This window comes from Lutibacter maritimus (genome assembly GCF_900116115.1).
GTDB classification, from domain to species: Bacteria; Bacteroidota; Bacteroidia; order Flavobacteriales; family Flavobacteriaceae; genus Lutibacter; species Lutibacter maritimus.
Map to the genome: position 1 here is coordinate 1 of NZ_FOZP01000019.1, position 1,588 is coordinate 1,588.

The 1,588-nt window shown below is 35.0% G+C and carries 1 protein-coding gene; it reads right to left on the bottom strand.

From position 1 onward, the window contains the following. Positions 1 to 1,588: SprB repeat-containing protein (locus BM335_RS15525; protein WP_177219235.1), on the bottom strand; the 1,588-nt coding region annotated here is incomplete at both ends.

The window sequence follows — 1,588 nt, forward strand, 5'->3', positions numbered from 1 at the left end:
CTGTTGTTGCTCCTGTATTCCATAGGTAACTTGCCGTTCCTTGAACTATTGCTAAAGCTGTTAACGTAGTCGTTTCATTTGAACATGTCAATTCTACATTACCTGTTATTGAAACTTCAGAGTTTTGAATATTCTCAGTAATAACTACTTTTTGAGCAGCAATACAACCATTATAACTATCTGTTACTACAACTAAATATTCTCCTGGTTCAGTTACAACCAAACTTGAACTTGTAGCACCAGAAATTAATTTAAGATCTTTGCTCCATAAATAACTTGGTGTTCCTTGAATTGAACTAATTTGAGAATTTATAGTAATGCTTTTTACATTACAAGATAATTCATTAGTTGTCGCATTTAAAGTAATTGTAGGTTTTAAAATATTTTGACTAACTACTACCGAACCACTTGCAGAACAACTTGTATTAACATCTGTTACTGTTAAAATATATGTCCCAGGAGCACTAACTATAGGGTTTAAACTACTTACTCCACTATCAATAATTCCATTTGTTGTTGTCCAACTATATGTATAATTACCGCTACTTGTAACAGTTCCAATCAATTGAACTGTTGGATTTTTGCAAGTTATCATTTTATTTGAACCTGCACTCACAATTATTTGTTCTGGTTGGGTAATTGTAATAGTTTTTTCTTCAAAACATATTTCAGGTTCTTCTTCCTGTTGTTGATTATAATTTCCTCCTAGTGCTTCTGCCCTAATCAAATATTGACCTGGTCCATATTGCATATTTGAATTGTAAGGTTGCCCATTAACTGTTATTGTAGAACCTTGAGCTGCTGAAGCTGTTATAGTACCATTGGCTTGCCCAAAACACAATACATCTGTTGATGAAACTTGTAAATTTATTGCTAGCGGCTCTGTAATCGTTAACGAACCAGTCAATGTGATAACACAACCTGTTGCAACTGCATCTCTAATTTGTACATTGTATGTGTTGGCTGCTAAACCTGTAAAATTTCCTGTAGATTGCCAGTTTGAACCACCATCAATACTATACTCATACGTTCCTGAACCTCCTGCTGGAGTTGTAATTGTAATTGATCCATCTTCATTTCCATTACAAGACACATTTAAACTGTTTACTGTAGCTGATAATGTTAACGGTTGGGTAATAATTACTTGAATTGGTGATGGGTCTGTACATTCGTTTACGTCCTTTACATAAACCGTATACGTTCCTGCTGCTAGTCCTGTAAATACGCCTGTAGCATTGCTGTTACTAAAGTCACTTGATAAACTATAAGTATAGGTTGTTCCTGCACCTCCTGTAGCAACTACTGTAAAAGCTCCCGATGTTCCTCCAAAACAATTTACATCTATATGTGATGTTGTCGTTTCTGTTGCATTAACTTCTGGATTTTCAGTTAAAGTAATACTTAATTCTGATGAACTACAGCCATTTGAATCGGTAACTATTACTTTATAAACACCTGCTGCCAATTCTGTTTGATCTTCTGCACTTGCCGAAACTCCTGTACCAGTCCATAAGTAAGTATATGAACCGCTTCCACCAACTACACTTAAATCTATCGCTCCTGTAGATCCGCCATTACATAACACATT